The organism is Polaribacter reichenbachii (assembly GCF_001975665.1).
GTDB classification, from domain to species: domain Bacteria; phylum Bacteroidota; class Bacteroidia; order Flavobacteriales; family Flavobacteriaceae; genus Polaribacter; species Polaribacter reichenbachii.
Genome location: NZ_CP019419.1, coordinates 3440569 through 3459767 on the forward strand (window position 1 = coordinate 3440569; position 19199 = coordinate 3459767).

The following is a 19199-nucleotide window of genomic DNA, read 5'->3' on the forward strand; positions in this document are numbered from 1 at the left end:
CATTAGAATGAATAGATTTACAAAAACAATACTACTGAGTTTAGTGGCTATGTGTTACATAGGCTGTGAAAATAAATCAGTACAAAACACCCCAAAAGAACCACTCAATGTTATTTTTATGGTTGGTGATGGAATGGGGCTCTCACAAATCTCTACCGCTTTTTATTTTGGTGAAGACACACCAAATTTTGAGCAATTTCAAGACATTGGTTTTATAAAAACACCAAGTACAAGCCATACCATTACTGATTCTGCTGCTGGTGCTACTGCTTTTTCAACGGGTCAAAAAACCTATAAAAGAGCCATTGGTATGTCTAAAGACAGTTTACCAATTCCTACTATTATAGAAACTTTACAAAAAGAAGGCTATACCTCTGGTTTGGTAAGCTTAACGCCTATTACACACGCTACTCCTGGTGCTTTTTATGCACACGTAAAAGATCGAGATTTGCATGAAGACATTGCCTTAGATTTGGTAAAGTCTAATATTGATTTCTTTGCAGGTGGTGGGTTAAAATACTTAAAACACAGATCAGATCAAAAGGATTTGTATGCGGAGTTAATTACAAAAAACTACAAATTAGACTCTGTTGAATTGTCGAAATACGACATTAATAAGAAAAACGGATACTTATTAGCTCATGAAGGTTTGCCTTCTAAACTAGAAGGTAGAAAGCGCTTTTTCCAAGACGCCACACAATTGGCTTTAAACTATTTAACCGAAAAAGAAAAACCGTTCTTTTTAATGCTAGAGGGTTCTTATATTGATTGGGGAGGTCATGCAATGGATGCAGAATTACTAAAACAAGAGGTTCTAGATTTTGATAAAACCCTAGGTGTAGTTTTAAAGTACATCAAAAAACACCCAAATACATTGTTAGTAGTTACTGCAGATCATGAAACAGGAGGTGTTAGCATTGGTAAATCTTATGTAGTTGACGAAGCCACTGGAGAACGATCTGAAGAAGTAGACAACGTTTCTATCAATTTTAATAACGATCAACACAGTGGAACTTTAATTCCTGTTTTTGCCAAAGGAAAAGGTTCGGCACATTTTAGAGGTATTTATGAAAACAACGAAATCTATCATAAAATACTCAAAGCCATCCACCATAAATAAACAATACTATGAAAAACAATTTTAAAATTCTTATTGCCTTATTCATCGTTTTTACTGGGCTAAACAACAAGCTTGTGGCACAAAAAAAAGCCATCATTCATTCTCATAACGATTATAAGCAATCTATGCCTTTTTGGAATGCCTTTGCCAACGGAGCTACTTCTTTTGAAGCTGATATCTTTTTAAAAGACAATAATCTTTATGTTGCACACGACCTTAAGGATATTCACCCTTCAAAAACCTTAGAAAACTTATATCTAAAACCTTTAGAGAATGTTTTGAAACCCGAATATCAACAGGATAAAAAACTTATTCTTTTAATTGATATTAAGTCAGAAGCAGTGGCTACTTTAGCTCGATTGATTACTACTTTAAAAGCGCATCCTGCTATCATCAGCAATAAAAATATTCAAATAATTATTTCTGGTAACCGACCTAAAGCGCTTAATTATGTAAATTATCCTGAATATATCTTTTTCGATTATCAAGAATTAGGTACTGAGGTTGCTTCTGAAATATGGCACAAAATTGGAATGGTTAGTTTAAATTTTAAGCGTTTCTCGGAATGGAATGGAAAAGGAAGATTGACTCATGATGATGAAAAGCGTGTAGCTGCTGTTATCTCAAAAGCAAAGAACACCTACAAGCCTTTCCGTTTTTGGGCAAGTCCAGATTCTAAAAGAGCTTGGAGAGTTTTATCAGAAATGGGTGTTGATATCATCAATACAGATCATCCTTTTAAATGTGTAAATTATTTTAAGTCTTTATCAGAAAGAGTTGTAATTTCGGATACCTTTTCTGATGTATATGCACCTACATTTAAAGCAGACCAAAAAGATTTACCCGTTAAAAATATTATTTTATTAATTGGCGATGGTAATGGTTTGGCGCAAATATCTGCAACAACCTTAATGAATAAAGGGCAATTATCTTTAACCCAATTAAAAAGTATTGGTTTTATCAAAACCCAAGCTGCAGACGATTTTACTACAGATTCTGCTGCTGCAGGTACAGCTTTGGCTACTGGTGTAAAAACCAATAATAGAGCCATTGGAACAGATGTAAACGGAAAGCCCTTAGAAAGTATTACTGAACTTTTACACAAAGAAAACTTTAGTACCGCTGTAATTAGTACTGATAATATTTTGGGTGCAACTCCTGCTTCTTTTTATGCACACGCCATTGACAGATCTGATGATTCTGTAATTGCTAAAGATTTACTAAACAGTAAACTGAACCTTTTTATTGGTGGTGGCGCTGCTACTTTTAAAGAATCTACCATTGATGCGCGTTTTAACATCTTACCCTCAATCAGTGATTTGAATACGACTACTGCTGATAAAGTAGGAATTTTTATGTCTGAGCACGGAATGAAATCGATAATTGACGGTAGAGGAAATGTGTTGGCTGAAGCCACCAAAACCGGATTGGCATTTTTAAAGCAAAAGAAAAAGCCATTCTTTGTTATGATTGAAGCTGCTAAAATAGATCATGCAGGACATTCTAATGACACTGCAGGCATCTTAGCAGAATCTATAGATTTTGACAAAGCTATAACAGAAGCTTTACTTTTTGCAGATAACAATCCAGAAACCTTAGTTATTATTACTGCAGATCACGAAACCTCTGGTTTTAGCATTCCGCAAGGAGATGTTAAAAAACACGAAATAGAAGGGGATTTTGCCTCTTACGATCATACAGCCATTATGGTACCCATTTTTGCTTATGGTGCGCAATCGAACAAATTTCAAGGTGTGTATGAAAACAATGAAGTTTTTCATAAAATACTAAAAGTCTTAAAAAAATAACTCACCCCTATCCCCTATTTTTTTTATTAAAAACCCCAAACGTAAGTTTGGGGTTTTTAGTCTTTTTTCATCCATAGAAATAGGGTGCTTTTTTGATGTTTTGTTGAGGTGACTAACTATGGCTTTGATATGACTTTCCTATGGCTTTCCTATGGCTTTGCTATGGCGCTGCTATGGTGTTCCTATAGAAAGGGAATTATGCATTTAACTCTTGCATAATTTCTGCAAATAATTGATAGGATTTTATTCTGTCGTTAATATCGTAAATATTGGTTACTGCGATTAACTCATCAGCTTGGGTATAGGCTAAAAATTCTTTTACTTGAGCCTTTACTGTGGCTTTACTCCCAATAAATGAGTATTTTAACATTTGATGTACTTGCGGATTATTCATTACTTCTTTGTAGTAATTGCTCATTTCCGTTGGTGGTTGCACTGCTGCACGTTTACCAGTAAATAGCCCCACAATTAATTGAATTAAAGAAGTTGATAATCGTTCTGCTTCTTCATCAGTATCTGCAATAATAATATTTACACCTGCCATTACATAAGGTTTTTGCAAATCTTCTGAAGGTTGGAATTCCTCCCTGTAAATTTTTAAGGCGCTCCCCAAATAAGCTGTTGCAAAATGACTTGCAAATGCATAAGGCAAGCCTTTTTTAGCTGCCAAATGTGCACTATCTGTACTCGACCCCAAAATATAAAGTGGTACCTCTACCCCTTCTGCGACTGTTGCTCTTACCTTAGCGACAGCATTTTCTACTGAAAAGTATTGTTGTATTTTTTCTACTTCTTTAGGAAAATCTTGAGCAGCCACCATAAAATCAGAACGAATGGCCTCGGCAGTTTCTCTGTCAGTTCCTGGAGCTCTACCCAAACCTAAATCAATTCTATCTGGGTATAAAGCAGCTAAGGTTCCGAATTGTTCTGCAATAATCAAAGGCGAATGATTAGGTAACATAATTCCCCCAGAACCAATACGCATTGTTTTGGTACCTTGAGCAGCATAGCCAATTAAAACAGCAGTAGCACTAGAACCAATGTTTTCTGAGTTATGATGCTCTGCCAACCAATACCTTGTATACCCTGCATCTTCTGCACTTTGTGCCAGTTGTAAAACATTGGTAAAGGTTTGTTTTAAACTTTGATCTTGCGATACCAAAGCCAAATCTAAAATGGAATATAAAGTGTTCTTTGCTTTCATATATTGCTTTTAACCCTATATAAACCCAAAAGGTTTACTTTTTAAGGGAAAGCAAAGTTACGCAAGCTTATTTGTTCTGTATTCTAAGATTTTGTTAATTATCATCTCCCTAACATCCTAAGAAAAATAATGCATTTAAATAACCATTATTTAACCGCTAATCTCTTGTCTTTAAGTGATAAAATACGGAAATTAGTAAAAAAATTAAAATGATGACAATATTTGTTGATATGGACGAAGTACTAGCAGATACTTATGGCCAACACATTGCATGGTACAATAAAAACCACCAACAAAGTTTAACCAAAGAAGCGATTGTATCTGGTGAAGTTTGGGAAAATGTTCCTGCAGCGCATCAAGAAAGTGTAAAGAAACACGCTTTTATGCCTGGATTTTTTAGAAACTTAACGCCTATGGAAGATTCTATTGAGGTTATGCAGGCCTTGTACAACAAGCATGAGGTATATATTGCTACTGCTGCCACACAGTTTCCAACCTCTTTAAAAGAAAAATGTGATTGGTTAGATGAACATATGCCTTTTATTTCTTGGCAACACCGAATTTTATGTGGCCATAAGTTTATTTTAAAAGGCGATTTATTAATTGATGATCGTGTTTATAATCTAGAAAATTTCGACGGAGATACATTATTGTACAACTCTAAACACAATACTCTTGAAACTGGTTATACACGTGTATCTCATTGGCAAGAAATAGCCAAATTGCTATTGTAATTTTTTAATAAAATAATGCTACTTTACTTTTCTTGTTGGGGGACTATTCTTTACCAATATGACAATAAAGCAAAGCAACATTATTATGAGCCCATCTTAATTATTTAATATTGCTACAATTTGTTCTTCGGAAATTACAGGATTTGCACCCTCGCTACTTGCAACAATGGCACCAACTGCAGAGGCTTTATTTAAAGCCGCTTGTGGCTCAGTATCTTTTAATAATTGATCTATTAGCGTTGCTAAAAAAGAATCGCCAGCCCCAACAGTATCCACTACTTTTATTTTATAGCCTTTATTGTAACAAAATTGTTGATCTTTAAATAGTATTGCTCCTTTTTTACCTAAGGTTACACAAATGCATTTTGTGTTTGTTTTTTTTGCAATCCATTGAATAATGGATTCTAAATTATCTGTAGGCTGCCCTAAAGCTTTTGCAATTTCAAAAATTTCTTCATCATTAAATTTGATAAAATCTGCTGCATACATTAACTCTAATAAGGTTTCTATAGTATAATGAGGTGGTCTTAAATTGATGTCTAATATTTTATACTTTGCGCATTTTAAATATTCAAATAACGAGTCTCTAGAAATCGCATCTCTAGCAATTAAACTACCAAATACAAAAGCATCTGCTTTAGCAATCATTAATTTTGCATGCTCTTCTATGGCTATATGATCCCAAGCTCTTGGATGCATAATGGTGTAAGAAGCACTACCTTTAGCATTTAGCGAAACTTGTACATCGCCGGTTTTTAAATGTTTATCTATCTGAACACCTTCTGCATTAATTTTATGATTTTTTATAAAAGCAGCAATTTCGTCCCCTTCTGTATCTTTACCAATTCTTGTAATAATTGCTACTTCATTATCTAAAGATTTTAATCTTGTGGCTACGTTTAAAGGAGCTCCTCCTATTTTTTTATGTGTAGGAAAAATATCCCACAAAACTTCTCCGAAACAAACTATCTTTTTCATTAGGCTTTTGATTTAGCGTATTTGTTATTTAAAGCAATTACACAAGCTTCTACACCTTTATTTACAATATCTTGATAAGCTTCTGTGTACGCTTTTACAAAAGTATTATTGGTGTTTAAATCTCCAAAAACACTGTCTATTTCTAAAAAAGTTGCTGGCTTAGTTTGTGCTTCAATCGCCTTAGATTGTAAGGTTATTTTTAGCGCATCTTTAATCGCTAAAGAGTTACCATTTTCATCAACACCAATGCTATAAATTGCCCAAGCAGCTGTTACCAAAGCAGCCATTTGAATGGATCCTTTATCTTCTAATTGACTATTGATGGTTGGTAGTATAAAAATCGGGAACTTAGCAGAAGTTTCAGAACAAATACGGTCTATTTGATCTTTAATGTTAATGTTACCAAAACGCTCTAACAACGAATGTTTATAATCGTGTAAATTGATGCCTTCTAAATCGCCTAAAGTAGGTGTAACTTCTACATCCATATAGTTATTCAGAAAGGTTCTAATGTTGGGGTTATTAACAGCTTCATCAATCGCATTATACCCAACTAAAGCCCCTAACAAACCTAATACAGAATGCCCAGCATTTAACAAGCTTAGTTTCATTTTTTCGTAAGGCACTACATCTTCTACAAACTGTGCGCCCACTTTTTCCCAAGCAGGTCTGCCCGCAATAAAATCATCTTCAATAACCCATTGTTTAAATGGCTCACAAACTACCGGCCAAGCATCTTCAATGCCAGTATTTTCTTTTAGATAGGTAATATCTTCTGGCGATGTTACTGGCGTAATACGATCTACCATGGCATTAGGGAAAGATACATTACTTTCAATCCAAGATACCAAGCTAGGTGCAGCTTTTGCTACATAACTCAACAGCATCTTTTTAGCCATATGCCCATTTCCTTGAATATTATCGCAAGACTGAATCGTGATTCCTTTTAAGCTACGCTCTTTTCTTAATTGTAACGCCTGGGTTAAATAACCAAAGATGGTTTTTGGTGCCTCCGAATTTTCTAAATCATGAATGATATCTGGATTGGTAAAATCAAATTGTTTGGTAGCCTCATTATAATTATACCCCCCTTCTGTAATGGTTAAGGTGATGATCTTTACTTCTTCACTTGCCATTTTTTCAATGACTTGCTTCGGATTTTCTGGCGCAAACAAATATTCTACAATCGCACCAATTACTTGTTTGGTGTACGAACCATCTAATTCTTTAATGATTAAAGTATATAAACCATCTTGCTCTTTTAAAGTGTTGTAGATTTTTGTATCAAAATCTAATAAAGCCACACCACAAATACCCCAATCTTTACTACTTTCTTCGTGTAATAATTGGTCTGTATAAAAAGCTTCATGGGCTCTATGAAAACCACCAATACCTACGTGTACAATACCGGTTTTTAGGTCGTTTCTTTTGTAAGTTGGCGTAGTAATACGTTCTGCTATCACAGCTAGATTTTTATTGTTTAATTTTAAGTTTTCCATGATCCTTATTTTTTTATTGAATTACTTCTTCTTAATACCCAAATTGATGTAATGAAGTAAATTACTGTACACACGAATCCGTAGGTATAAAAGAATTCACGATTTGCTACATATTCACTTTTATTTGCGCTGCCAAATAATACCATACTAGACAACACTAACGTAATGATTAAAACAAGTATACCTACCCATTTTAATACTTTTGTAAATGCACTATTATCGATAACAGGTGCTGTTTCTTGTTTTGCTTTTTCTTCTTGAAACTTTTCGATATTTATGTTTCGTGTCCTTTCTTTTTCTTCTTCTACAGGATACCTTTCTTTAGCACCATATTTACCAGCTAAGAAGGTATAGATAATAATGGTGAAAATCCAAGTAGGAATAAACAAATAATAGAAAGACATTACATTTAAAGCATTTAGCCCAAAACCAAATACCAAGCCTAAAGCCCAAGAAGCAATGGCTGGAGTGCTATAGGTTAATTTTTGATAACGTGCAAAATAACGTGTATAGCCTATTTTAGGAAATATCTGATGCTCTGCAAACACAATACTACCCACAGGCACAACCAATAAACCTGCATACGTTAATAAAGGTAACATTTGAGAAAACACAAAAGGGAAACACGCCACTACAACAGTAACAATACCTACAATAATGGTGGTCTTTTTTCTTGATGTCTTTGTAAATATGGCTTGAGCAGCTAAACCTGCTCTATACAGATTGGCTACAGCTGTGGTCCAACCTGCCACAATTACAATTACAAAACCAGACCAACCCAAAGCATAATAAGCTACATCTCCTGGATCTAATTCCACAATAGATTTCCCAATAATTACAGCAGCTCCTGCCCCCATAACTCCTGCAGATATCCAAGCAATAAAATGTCCAAACATCATTCCTGTACTTGTACTTAATCCGTACACTTTCTTTTTTGCAAAACGGAATAATGCCATATCTATCAATCCGAAATGCGTTATGGAATTGGCAGCCCAAGCAAAACCAATGACTTCTAATAAACCAATACCAGGTTCACCATCACTATTTACCCCTGTCCAAATAGATTCATCACCTAAATGAATCAACTCGCTCCAACCACTTGGAATTGTTTGCCCCAAAACCTCTAAAGATAAGGCTGGTAACAAAACAAAGGCACCACTAATAAACATGACAAATAACCAAGGTGCACAAATGGATGAGAATTTAGACACCGCTTTAAATCCGAAGATAGCAATTGCCACAACCACAGCACCTACACACAATACAATGAGAATAAACCAAAGATTTGTTGGGTACCAATCGAGTTGGGCAGGAATGTTAAAAGCAAATCGAACCGCTGTTGATGATACTGTAATCATTGCTGCAGAAATTACTGTAAAAATAATTACATTGGCCCAGTTGTATAGTTTGGTCATTGAATCTCCTGCTATTTTATTTAAGTAGGTATATAAACTCAATCTTGTTTCTACAGCTATGGGAGACGTTATAAACGTCCAACTCAATACCGCTAAAATATTACCAATTAATAACCCTAATATAATATCTAAGGTAGTTGCCCCTAAAGCTACAAAAGTAGCTCCAATTACAAACTCAGTGGCTGCAACATGTTCTGCTGCATACAAACCTGCAAAATGCGTCCAATTATATAGTTTGTGTTTTCCAATTGGTAATTGTTCTTCTTCCACGTTGTTAAACTGCGGAAAGTTATTGGATGTTTCCATATTATTTTTGTTTATAGTTAATCGTTAATTTAAAATAAAGTAAGGTCTACTTGTAATACGGTTTTTTCTTGTTCTGGGTTCCACATTAATGTAACATCCACAGGAAGCTTATAATCTAGTATTGATAATTGTTTGTTATAAGTAGCTCCTACATTTATGATGTTTCCTGCACTTTGTGTATAAAATGTTTTATCTGTAAAAAAAGACCAAGCTCCCCCAGCAAATAGTGATAAACTCTCTGTTTTGTTTTGCCAAACTTTGCTATTTACCTCAAAATAGTGCGTCCAAGAATTTGTTAAACTACCATCAGATTGTACTTCATAATCTCCAGAACCACCGTTTATAATGGTTGCTAAATACAAAAGTGTATTTGGAGTTAGATTATATCCGAAGTTAACATCTACAAAATTATAACCCTGTGTTTTGTCATAACTCCAATAGCTTAGTTTGTCTCCTCGTTCTTCTACACCTGTATAGTTATTATGCGTAACAGCTTCTATAAAAAAGCGGTCTGAGAATCTGTATTTTGTATAAATAGACAATTCTTTATAATACGCACTTACATTGTTGCCCGTATTTATGTTGCTCACATCTACAGGACTAAAACTTGCTCCTCCCCAAAAACCAAAGGTAAATTTCTTGTTTTTAGAGTTAAATTCTAAGCTGGTGGCAAATAAAGCCCCTGGGTGTACTACAAAACCGTGCCAAGTATGCATGTTCTTTACATGCGCACTAATGCTAAAAGGTTTGTACTCTTTTTTAACTGCTGTGGTTTGTGCCTGTGTACTAAGCACATAAAATACTAAAATAATCGCTAACCACATTGTTGAATGTTGCTTTTTAGTATTTAAAATAAGATCTTGAAGTGATAAGATTAAAGCATTCATTGGATCGTTTTTAATCAGCGAAAATATATAACGTCATTTTTACGTTTATTTTTCAAATGTATAAAAATAATATTTACCAAATGTTAATTTTCGTCAAAATAATAGGTTTATTTACCATTTATGTGTTCTAAATTGATAAATATCATCTTAAAACATTAATATGGGTTAAAATATTATAGACGTTAAATAAACGTTTATTACTATATTTTGTTTAGATTTGTAACAGAAATAATATTTATGACAAACGAGTTGATACAAAATTTATCGGTAGATTGTGTGGTTTTTGGATTTGACACCAATACCAAGACTTTAAACGTATTATTAATAAAACGTTATTTGGAGGATGAAAAAACCAATCAACCCTTAGTAGACGATTATGTGTTAACCGGATATCATGTATATCAGAATGAAAGCTTAGACGATTCTGCTACGCGTGTATTAAAGGAATTAACTGGATTAACTGGGCAGTACAAAAAACAGTTTAAGGCTTTTGGTGATCCGAATCGTTTAAAGAATGAAAAGGATTTGATTTGGGTAGAAAACCAAAGATTTAATGTAAGAACGATTACTATTGCCTATTATTTTCTATTAAAAACCGAAGATGTAGATGTTTCTAATAATACCTACCAAGCCAAATGGCATCCTATTAATCAATTGCCTAAAATAGGTTTCGATCATAAACAAATTATCTTAGAGGCATACGAAGATTTAAAAACAAAATGTTTGTCTGAGCCTATTATCTTTGAGTTGTTACCCGATAAGTTTACGATTAATGATGTGCAAGACTTATATGAATCAATCTTAAACATAGAAATCGATAATCGTAATTTTAGGCGTAAAGTTATTAATAAGAAGTATATTATTCCTTTGGATGAAAAACAAGTGGGAGTTTCTAAAAGACCTGCGCAATTGTATATGTTTAGTAAAGACATTTATCAGAAAATATATCAGAAGAGTTATTTGATTAATATATAACTGTACTCAATACTAGTTTTTCTCATTTCAATCGTAAAATTCACTAGAACTGACAGTTATTGGTTTGGGGTTGTTTGACCACATAGACACATAGGGAACATAGTTTTTTTTGTCTCTTGTCATTTCGACTTTTTGGAGAAATCGCATAACAACATAATTCATAAAACTCGTGTTCTCGATATTAATTTTTCTCATTACAATCATAAAACGCACTCGAACTAACAGGTGTGGGTTTGGGTTGACCACATAGACACATAGGGAACATAGTTTTTATGTTTGTCTCTTGTCATTTCGACTTTTTGGAGAAATCTTATCCCAATATGAATGATAAAAAGCTGTTCTCGATACTAATTGCACTCATTTCAATCGTGAAATTCACTAGAACTGACAGTTTAGGTTTTAATTGAGCTAAAAGGTGTGTAAAAGAGAAGAGCACACAACCTTTTACGGTTATGTACTCTTGCAATTCAATCCCCCAATCGAATCACTTTTCATTTAGTGCTAAAAACACTACATCTTCATAAGCACTTTTTCTACTGCTGTTCGGTTGGGTAAACTACCATTATTAACTATCAAACCTACTTTTGTTATCAATAAAAAATCTTGTTTTGTATTGATCGTGTAAAATTAGTATTTATTGAAATTTTAAATGAAGCAAAATAGGTATATGACTTTTTCGTGTCTACTAAAAACACTTTTATATAGACGAACGTTTTTTACTAAACACCACTTTAACAAGTCTTTAACTTAATTTTTAGATATCTAACATTTTGATTTATTGAAGAATCGTATAAATATTTAGATGGTAAAATAACTGTTCTCGATACTAGTTTTTCTCTTTACAATCGTAAAATGCACTCAAACTGACAGTAAAATCTAATAAAAAAGAGCACATATAATTTGTACTATATGCACTCCTCAATCACTAATCAATCAACCAAATTGAAACTTAATTCATTTCTATAATTCCTACTATTTCGTAGGCTCTCATACCATCTACTTGTACTTTTTCGTACAATATGTTAGCGTATTCGTAATATGTTTGTCCGTCTATAACTACTTTTTCAACTTCATCTGGTAGTTCGTAAACAATGGTTCCTATTTCTGGATCTACCACCTCATAAGCATTATTACTTTGTATGTAAAAAACACCTTCTGTATAATAATAGTTATTGTTGTTGAAACGGATTCTTCTGTGGTTAGCAGGTAGAATGTTTATGCGAAAACCCACTTTAGGCGCAATCGCTATATATAGTCCCCTAGAATAGGTATAATAACGGTTGTTGGCATAATAGTAGTTGTTACCTCTAAAACTTACTGTTCTTTTGTTTGGTACATTTCTTACAGCTACCACTTTTCTAGATGATTTTTTATACGTTACCGTAGATCTAGGTACTCTTTTTGTAGTACTGGTTCTATTATTGCTATTCGTAGTTACTGTTCTTTTAGTTACTGTTGTTGTTTTTTTAGTACTTGTATCTCTTCTAGATTGTGCATTGGCTTGCGTGCTGATTGCCAACACAAATAAAGAAGGTAAAATAAACTTTGATATCCTAACGTTCATAATGCTACTTTTTAAATTAAACTTCTTTTTGTTATCAATACTAAGACCTTGTTTTGCATTGATAGTTTAAAGGTATCTTTTAAATAAAAGTTAAAAAAAGAAAATAGACGTTTGCAGTTATTCTAACTACAGAATGGTGTTTTTTATAGAACAGATATTTTGGTTTAGTATGTTATTGACTAGTTTTTTGTGTTTTTTTTATCATATAGAAACATAGAAAACATAGTATTTGAATTTTCTTAATTAACTGTTGTTTTTACTCCTTGTCATTTCGACTTTATGGAGAAATCTCATAAGAACATAAATTATAAAACTCGTGTTCTCGATACTAATTTTTCTCATTGCAATCGAAAAATTCACTCGAACTGACAGTTGTTGATTTGTATTTTGAGTGGGTTAGATTGAACACATAGTAACATAGAAAACATAGTATTTTAAATAGCCCCATAATAAAATAGAGCTATATCTTATTGATTACCGGTTCCAATTGCTGAAATATACTCTCCTATAGGTATGTCCATTGAAATACCTAAAAATGCATTATTACCAAACCTCTGATTTTCAATAAAGGGAAAACCAATTGAAAAATTTAAATCCAAAGAATTATAAAATCTTAAACCTGTACCTAAACCAACATGAGAAAAATCAAAGTTCTGATCTGTGGTAAGATTAGCTATTTTATATAATAAACCTGAACCATAAATGGTAAAATACCATTGATTTACAAAAGGATTAGGTTCATTTTTTATGTCTTCAGTATTTATTATAGATTTTGCCATTTTATCTGCATAATCACTATTTTTAAAACCTTTTATCTTAAATTTATACCCAATTTTTTCAGAGGCAAAACCAATTGAATTTATGTTCTCGATTACACCATCCGATTCATATTTATATTTTTTTAGCAAGACATTTTGGCTAATACCTATTGTAAAATAAATAGAGTGTTTACCATATTCATTTTCTCTATTATATTGTTCTACAAAAGTATTTAAAAAAGATAATATATCTATTTCTATGATTTCTTTTGTACTGTTAACGATAGTGTATTTTTCTATGCCATTTAAAAGTTTTTCATAAATCCTTCGAAATTCATCTATATTTCCCTCTTTATCTTCTTTATTATCCATTGTTGTAACAACAAAATTATGTGATTCATCTAGAAGCTGAAGTATAAATGAAAAAGTATTGGCTTTATCAAGCCTATCAATATTAGAGATAAACTCAAAAAATGTTATAATATCTTGATTAAGCTCTAAATGATTTAATTCTTTTGGTGTTAAATAATATTTCATTAAAGGAATTATACCGTCTGTAGCCTTAATCATTTTATCAATAATTGAATCATTTGCTCTATCAGTTACCAACAGTTTTGCTTTTATCAGTTTTGGTAAAACATCTTCTTCAAAATACAATACATCATCTATTTTTAATTCTTCTTTTTCAGATAATTCCTTTGTTTTAATATATAAATCAGTAAAAAAATCTACATTATTTTTTAAAAATAGAGTATCATTATTATTAAAGTTTTCAGAAAGTATTTCTTTTGAAACATTCCCCATAATTTGCTTTAAAAAACTTAAATCTTTTATAGCAATCTCTTTTAGCTCTTCTTGATATTTTTGAAATTTTTTTTCAAATGAAGTAATGGCTGAAATATCAATAATACCTATTTTTTTTGCAAAGGTTTTAATTTTAAAATCATTTAGTTTTTTCTGTACCTTTTTATTGTACCATTTAACAGTATCTATAGTTATCGAGTCTAACTCTCTTATCTCTTGCAGTTCTTTCGTGATTAAAGGATAATAAGTCTCTAATTCTTTATTAAAAGTGAAATCTTTTTCATATAAATTTTTAAACTTTTCTACCTTAGCCTTTAATTTAGTAAATACATTTTTATTTGGAATAGTATCAATGGTTTTTTTATTGATTTCTCTAATTAATGAATATATAGTATCAACCTTATTTTTTAAATTTGGAAGGTAATTGTGATAATTTTCAACTATTTTTTTTGTTTTTTCTAAATTTGATCTTAAATTATCTTGATTACTAGGACCGATGTTAACTGTATCTGAAATACTATTATTTATAATACTTTGCTTAAATTCATTAATTTTCTCATTATACAAATCTATTAGACTTATTGTTTGGCTAATTTTTACAGAAACTTCTAAAGCATTTATAAATTTTGAATCTTTATTATTTTTAGCTAGCTGTTCAAATAAATTATTTTTATTTAGCAATGCTGTTTTAGACTCTCTTAAATACAAGTCTTTTATATTCTTTAATTTTGAATAATCTTTATTCTTTAGAATTTTTTTTACATACTTATAACTACTTAAATAAGAAGTAACAACCTTATCAATAGATTTTTTTAATTCAACTATTACAATACTATCTTTTTTTCTAACTTCTTTGTCAATTTTATCTGACTTAAACTTCTCATTATAAAAGTTGGAAGCTGAATAGTCAATTTTTGAATCGAAATCAAAAAAACCTCTACTTTTTAAAAGTTTATTATTACTCAAAGAAGTACCCACAATATCAATTAAAAATTGTTTTTTTAATTTTTTTGACATTTTAGGTTTAATAGAATCAAAGTATACAGTAGTAATAGAATCTTTATTTTTTTGATAATAAATTTGTTCATAAATATTAGCAAATCCAAGAATTAATGAATAATTAGTAGAAAGTTCTAAAAGCTCTTTTTCAATGATATTTTGGTTTTTTTCTTCAATTAATGTAGTTATACTATTTTGAAGAAAAAGCTTTGTAGAATAATGATAATCAGGTAGTTTTCCAAAAATGAATCGTTTTAAACCTTCTTTTTTTAATTCATTTTGTTTACGAACTAAAACTTTTCTTAAAGCATCAACATCAATAGTCCCTTTGCCAAAGGTTAATGATTCTAAACCTACAGATAATGAAGGGTCTTGACTTTCTTGAGCAGTATATTTTGTAGTATAACAAAATACAATAACTAGTACTAGTAGAATTTTTTTCATGATGATCTTGTTTTAGTTAATATAGTTTACTGATTTATAAGTGTTTATAAAACTAATACTATAATTAACGACAAAACATACCTACAAATAGGTATTTAACACAATATCAATAAATTACAATTTTATTTTAGAAGAAAATATGGTTGTTAAAAGAAAAATAATAAAATACCCTAAATTTTAACGTAATGCATAAATTAATTATTTTTAATATCATATAGCTTAATAGGTATACCTACTCTAATTCTGGCAACAAAGTTGTCTTTCGCATTCCTGCTATATAATGCATTATCATACCCTATATCAATACCAAAAGTTAATCCAGTATCATCATCTGCTTTTGTTTTTCTGAAAATAGGACCTAAAAAAATTGAATAGTTGTTCTTATAAAAAGTATGCTCTGGTTTACTAATTAAGTATCTATGCGCAGCACTCAAATTTACACCTATGGATTTCTTTTTACCAAAATAATAGGCTGTATAAAAATTGAATGCACCAAACTTTAAATTCTTTTTAATACTATCAAATGCTCCTAGAACATCATCCTGTGCCTCTTCGTCAATATAATCTTTAATTAAAAACAGTCCTGTAGAATTAGAACTATCTATATGAGGTGTACCACTAATCAGGTTGCTGTTTAAAAAGGAACCAGAATTATATTGTAGACCCGCTTTTAGATACCATACTCCTCTAGTTTTATTACTTGTATAATTATAATTAATATCTACAGCAACTTTTAATTTATTAATACCTGTTTTTGTTGCTTCATATGCATCAAAAGCCTCTTTAACATCACTGTTTATATTTTCTTTAGCTTCAGAAAAACCAAATGTATTATTATTTAATGCTGTATTTAAATCTAGCCAATGAAAAGAATAACCCGTATTTTTTATATGTTTGTCATCGTAAACTGCTGCTACTTTTTTTATTTCACTTTTTAGTTTTGTATCTTTTTTAAATTCAAATATTTTAGCTATTTTTTGCAATATTCCAACTTTTTCAATAGTATTTAATTCATTTTTTTCTGACCAAAACTCTTTTAATAAAAGTGATATGATTTTGTCGTTATTATTGTTTTCTGTATTTGTATAGGTTGCAAATTTAAGATTAACCTCATTTTTTGTCTCTTCTGAGCTTTTTTCGTTATTTTCTTTTTGAATTTGAGTTTGTACAGGCTTTTTTAAGCTTTTATTACCTTCTAATTCTTTGTAAAAAGTTTCGTTTTTTTCTAAAATTTTTAGGTAAGCAATTAAAAGCTCTTTTTTGTCTTTATACTCTTTTATCTGTGGATAATTCTTTAATTGTACATACTTACTTCTAATTTCTTGGTAATTTTTTAAACTATAATTTACAGTTAGATCTTTTAAAATACTGTCTCTTATGTAAATTTCTCTAAGCACAAGGTTGTAATCTAGTTTAGGAATATTTTCATTAGTTAAAGTACTACCTCCTACTTTCCAAATAAATCCTAAATTACCACCAATACTACTTTTCCAAGCATCTCTTGCATATAAATTAAATATACCACTACCACCAACCGAATTGATACCTGCTTTTAAAAATAGTTGGTTTCTACTTTTACCACTTAAATGAAAATAAGAATTTATAGAAACTGTTGTACCTTCTTTATTTTGTGAAATACCAAAAGCAGATGCATTATCTACTAAATCTGAATTGCTAAATATTATTTGATTAAAAGCTTTTGTAAGGCGTTTGTTTTGCAGTATAGGTTCTATTATTTGAGTCTTTTTTTTGGAGTCATTATCAACCATCTCAGTGCTAGTAGTATATTTATCTAAAACATCTTTTAATTTTGTTTCAAATACTTTTTCTTTTTCAATTGTAGATGTTTGTGCATTTAAAAGTATATAACTAAATAAACACAGTAAAAGAAATGTTTTTTTCATGATAATTAATATTTTGACCAAAATAGCAATAAAAAATGCTTTAAAAATACCTATTAATAAGTAATTTTAAAGTTAAAGCACTATATCATTGACATTTACTTTTTATACTCTAATTATGATTACACTTACTATTATTAGCTAATACAGCATTATATGTTACCCAACATTCGTTTCGTATAAAGCTTGAGGTTTCTCCACTGTACTAACGTTGTGTTAGATACAACGTTGGGTGGGGTAAAGAGTTTTGAGTTTTCTGCCTACGCAGGAATGACAATACTAGATGTTTATTAGGTGGGATTTCTCCGTAAAGTCGAAATGACAGGGTTAAATTAATATTTGCTATTGAATTCATAAACTATATTACAAAGTTTTTTTTCGAAGCAATCATTTTGTTAGCAATTGGATTAGTAACTCCCAAAAACCGATAGAAAACATAAAAAAAGAAGAATAAACATCATTTGAATAGGGATTGATTCAAGTCCACTTTGGGGTCTTGTTCGGAAAAGGGTTCTTTTTTAAAAATTAAGACCCTAGCTCACCTAAAGAACCCGAACAAGACTTACCCCCTAAATAAGCCTTAACTTAAACAAAGATAAAAAATTATAAATTATATAAATTCTTTAGCCCTTAGCTAAATTTATTTAATAGCAATTGTACTTATATAAGTCCAGATTATAAATAGGATTTGTAAAGGTATTCGAAACCATAAATATGCAAGTCCATTTCCATTAAATGTACCTTCTTGGTAGTTTACATTGTTTATAGAAGCATATATATTTGCGGGCAACATTAGCAAAAGAAAAATAATAAGTGCGTACCCAGATAAAACTTTTAGATTGTGGGTGCATAGCCCTATGGCAAGTAAAATTTCAAAGATTCCTGTTAGGTAAACAAAAAGCGTTTTAAAAGGAATAAATCCAGGTATCATCATAGACATTCCTTTTGTAAATACAAAGTGCCCTATTGCTGTAAAAAGAAGCATTACAGCCATTGCAATTCTTGCAGATAAAGCAAAATAGTATTCTTTATATATCAACTTAATTATAATTAGTGCTAAGGTAAAAGTTGATAAAAGGATTAATAAAGGTTTCATATTTTTCTAAATTATTAAGGTGCAAAGTTTAGAAAAGTATGGATAAAAAAAATGAACCCAGGTTAAGTAATGCGTTTTCTTATTCTACTTAAAGCTTGTGGTGTTACACCAATATAAGAAGCTATATATTTTAAAGGAATTTGTTGTAGTAATTTTGGTCTTTCAGAAAATAAATCGAAATATCTTTCTTCTGCTGTTTTACTTAATAAAGCAAGCTCTCTTTTAGATTTTATTAGAAACATCTTTTCTGCCATTTTACGACCTATAGTATTTCCGTTATCTGTTGTTTTATAGACTTGTTGTAAATCTTTGTAAGAAATTTTCCATAGGGTTGTTTCTGCTAATGTTTCTATTTGATATTCTGATGGACTTTGCGTGATAAAAGAATCATAGGCAGTGACAAATTCGTTGTTGAATAAAAAACCAAAAGTTAAATCTGCTGATTCTCTAGGAATGTAAAGCCGAACGATGCCTTTAGTAATAAAAGACAAATAATTTTCCACATTGCCCATTTTTAATATTGTGGTGTTTTTTTTAAGTTTTACCTCTTGTAGTTTAGAAGAGAAAAATTTCCAGTCAGCATCGTTCATAGGAGAAATATGATCAATAAACTTTCTAATTTCGTTCATTTCAGTATTTTTTAATTTGTGAGGCTAAGATTGTTGTATTGGTTTTGTGTAAATTTAGCAAATCATAACAGATAAAAA

The 19199-nt window shown here is 30.9% G+C and carries 14 protein-coding genes; 4 read left to right on the forward strand and 10 right to left on the reverse strand.

From position 1 onward, the window contains the following. The first annotated feature begins 7 nt into the window (after positions 1-7). A complete protein-coding gene (locus BW723_RS14645) occupies positions 8-1120 on the forward strand; it encodes an alkaline phosphatase (RefSeq protein ID WP_068358913.1) in 1113 nt (370 codons plus the stop codon). A gap of 74 nt (positions 1121-1194) precedes the next feature. Continuing rightward, positions 1195-2928 (forward strand): alkaline phosphatase, encoded by a 1734-nt coding sequence (locus BW723_RS14650; RefSeq protein ID WP_226789217.1) that lies wholly within the window; start codon positions 1195-1197, stop codon positions 2926-2928. Positions 2929-3124: 196 nt separating this feature from the next. Here the strand turns inward: BW723_RS14650 and BW723_RS14655 are convergent, their stop codons facing one another. Then, entirely contained in the window at positions 3125-4132 is a 1008-nt protein-coding gene (locus BW723_RS14655; RefSeq protein WP_068358916.1) for an LLM class flavin-dependent oxidoreductase, read from the reverse strand. Positions 4133-4341: 209 nt separating this feature from the next. Here BW723_RS14655 and BW723_RS14660 point away from each other — a divergent pair, with 209 nt between their 5' ends. Beyond that, positions 4342-4866, forward strand: coding sequence for a 5' nucleotidase, NT5C type (locus tag BW723_RS14660; RefSeq protein WP_068358919.1), 525 nt, complete (start codon positions 4342-4344; stop codon positions 4864-4866). A 96-nt stretch (positions 4867-4962) separates the two neighbouring features. On the opposite strand, the gene BW723_RS14665 is transcribed toward BW723_RS14660, so the two are convergent. From BW723_RS14665 to BW723_RS14680, 4 genes are read right to left on the reverse strand one after another with little or no spacing between them, the layout of a single operon-like run. Then, entirely contained in the window at positions 4963-5844 is an 882-nt protein-coding gene (locus BW723_RS14665; RefSeq protein WP_068358921.1) for a carbohydrate kinase family protein, read from the reverse strand. Then, positions 5844-7343, reverse strand: coding sequence for a mannitol dehydrogenase family protein (locus BW723_RS14670; RefSeq protein WP_068358924.1), 1500 nt, complete (start codon positions 7341-7343; stop codon positions 5844-5846). Before BW723_RS14670 ends, BW723_RS14665 begins: the two co-directional genes overlap by 1 nt. 5 nt (positions 7344-7348) lie before the next feature. Next, complete coding sequence (locus tag BW723_RS14675) at positions 7349-9064, reverse strand: purine-cytosine permease family protein (protein WP_068358927.1); 1716 nt, start codon at positions 9062-9064, stop codon at positions 7349-7351. Between the two features lie 29 nt (positions 9065-9093). After that, a complete protein-coding gene (locus BW723_RS14680; RefSeq protein ID WP_068358931.1) occupies positions 9094-9951 on the reverse strand; it encodes a hypothetical protein in 858 nt (285 codons plus the stop codon). Between the two features lie 237 nt (positions 9952-10188). On the opposite strand from BW723_RS14680, the gene BW723_RS14685 reads away from it, so the two are divergent. Further along, positions 10189-10926 carry an NUDIX hydrolase gene (locus BW723_RS14685; RefSeq protein ID WP_068358934.1) on the forward strand — a complete coding sequence of 246 codons (738 nt, stop codon included), beginning with the start codon at positions 10189-10191 and terminating at the stop codon, positions 10924-10926. A gap of 949 nt (positions 10927-11875) precedes the next feature. Here the strand turns inward: BW723_RS14685 and BW723_RS14690 are convergent. The 5 genes from BW723_RS14690 to BW723_RS14710 all read right to left on the reverse strand — a co-directional run bounded on the left by BW723_RS14690 (position 11876) and on the right by BW723_RS14710 (position 19121). Further along, positions 11876-12490 (reverse strand): DUF6515 family protein, encoded by a 615-nt coding sequence (locus BW723_RS14690; RefSeq protein WP_068358937.1) that lies wholly within the window; start codon positions 12488-12490, stop codon positions 11876-11878. Positions 12491-12957: 467 nt separating this feature from the next. After that, positions 12958-15495: a hypothetical protein gene (locus tag BW723_RS14695; protein ID WP_068358941.1), complete on the reverse strand. Its 2538-nt coding sequence runs from the start codon at positions 15493-15495 to the stop codon at positions 12958-12960. Positions 15496-15689: 194 nt separating this feature from the next. After that, positions 15690-17399: a hypothetical protein gene (locus tag BW723_RS14700; protein ID WP_068358944.1), complete on the reverse strand. Its 1710-nt coding sequence runs from the start codon at positions 17397-17399 to the stop codon at positions 15690-15692. Between the two features lie 637 nt (positions 17400-18036). Continuing rightward, entirely contained in the window at positions 18037-18492 is a 456-nt protein-coding gene (locus BW723_RS14705) for a DoxX family protein (RefSeq protein ID WP_068358946.1), read from the reverse strand. A gap of 62 nt (positions 18493-18554) precedes the next feature. Continuing rightward, on the reverse strand, positions 18555-19121 hold the full coding sequence (locus tag BW723_RS14710) for a Crp/Fnr family transcriptional regulator (protein WP_068358949.1): 567 nt from the start codon (positions 19119-19121) through the stop codon (positions 18555-18557). Positions 19122-19199 lie beyond the last annotated feature (78 nt).

Bases quoted from the DNA above. Each gene is read 5' to 3' on its own strand.
- BW723_RS14645 (WP_068358913.1), top strand. From the start codon at position 8: ATGAATAGATTTACAAAAACAATACTACTGAGTTTAGTGGCTATGTGT.
- BW723_RS14655 (WP_068358916.1), bottom strand. From the start codon at position 4,132: ATGAAAGCAAAGAACACTTTATATTCCATTTTAGATTTGGCTTTGGTA.
- BW723_RS14660 (WP_068358919.1), top strand. From the start codon at position 4,342: ATGATGACAATATTTGTTGATATGGACGAAGTACTAGCAGATACTTAT.
- BW723_RS14665 (WP_068358921.1), bottom strand. From the start codon at position 5,844: ATGAAAAAGATAGTTTGTTTCGGAGAAGTTTTGTGGGATATTTTTCCT.
- BW723_RS14670 (WP_068358924.1), bottom strand. From the start codon at position 7,343: ATGGAAAACTTAAAATTAAACAATAAAAATCTAGCTGTGATAGCAGAA.
- BW723_RS14675 (WP_068358927.1), bottom strand. From the start codon at position 9,064: ATGGAAACATCCAATAACTTTCCGCAGTTTAACAACGTGGAAGAAGAA.
- BW723_RS14680 (WP_068358931.1), bottom strand. From the start codon at position 9,951: ATGAATGCTTTAATCTTATCACTTCAAGATCTTATTTTAAATACTAAA.
- BW723_RS14685 (WP_068358934.1), top strand. From the start codon at position 10,189: ATGACAAACGAGTTGATACAAAATTTATCGGTAGATTGTGTGGTTTTT.
- BW723_RS14690 (WP_068358937.1), bottom strand. From the start codon at position 12,490: ATGAACGTTAGGATATCAAAGTTTATTTTACCTTCTTTATTTGTGTTG.
- BW723_RS14695 (WP_068358941.1), bottom strand. From the start codon at position 15,495: ATGAAAAAAATTCTACTAGTACTAGTTATTGTATTTTGTTATACTACA.
- BW723_RS14700 (WP_068358944.1), bottom strand. From the start codon at position 17,399: ATGAAAAAAACATTTCTTTTACTGTGTTTATTTAGTTATATACTTTTA.
- BW723_RS14705 (WP_068358946.1), bottom strand. From the start codon at position 18,492: ATGAAACCTTTATTAATCCTTTTATCAACTTTTACCTTAGCACTAATT.
- BW723_RS14710 (WP_068358949.1), bottom strand. From the start codon at position 19,121: ATGAACGAAATTAGAAAGTTTATTGATCATATTTCTCCTATGAACGAT.